The organism is Streptomyces calidiresistens (assembly GCF_014141525.1).
Taxonomy (GTDB): domain Bacteria; phylum Actinomycetota; class Actinomycetes; order Streptomycetales; family Streptomycetaceae; genus Streptomyces; species Streptomyces calidiresistens.
Genome location: NZ_VKHS01001600.1, coordinates 1 through 411, shown reverse-complemented (window position 1 = coordinate 411; position 411 = coordinate 1). Strand labels below are relative to the sequence as shown.

The following is a 411-nucleotide window of genomic DNA, read 5'->3' as shown; positions in this document are numbered from 1 at the left end:
GGGGTCCGGGTCCGGGGCCGGGGGGTCAGTCCTTCCGGTCGGCCGGGGTGGCGCCGTGCTCCTCCGCCAGTTCGTGGATCCGGGCCGCCAGGTCGGTGTCCCGGTGGGTGATGGCACCGCCCACGTCGTGGGTGTTGAGCTCGAACCCGACCGTCCCGTAGAGGATGCCGATGCGGGCGTGGTGGTTGGCGGCGTCCTCGGCCGCCGCGACGGAGGAGTAGAAGCCGGGCAGGGCGTTGCGGCCGATGGCGTACTCCGCGCGCAGGGCGCTGCCCTCGGCCCGCCAGCCGGGGAGCGAGGCGAGGGCCTGCGAGATCTCGGCGTCGGTCAGGGGGGTGGCGGACATCGTGCTCCTCGGGGCTCGGGGCGGCTCGTGGGCGCCCGGTCCGGTGATCGGACGGGCCCGGGCGG

The 411-nt window shown here is 76.4% G+C and carries 1 protein-coding gene; it reads right to left on the bottom strand.

The window, feature by feature from the left end; genetic code table 11:
* Nucleotides 1-25 precede the first annotated feature (25 nt).
* Nucleotides 26-411: 4a-hydroxytetrahydrobiopterin dehydratase (locus tag FOE67_RS28440; protein WP_228474395.1), on the bottom strand; the 386-nt coding region annotated here is incomplete at its 5' end.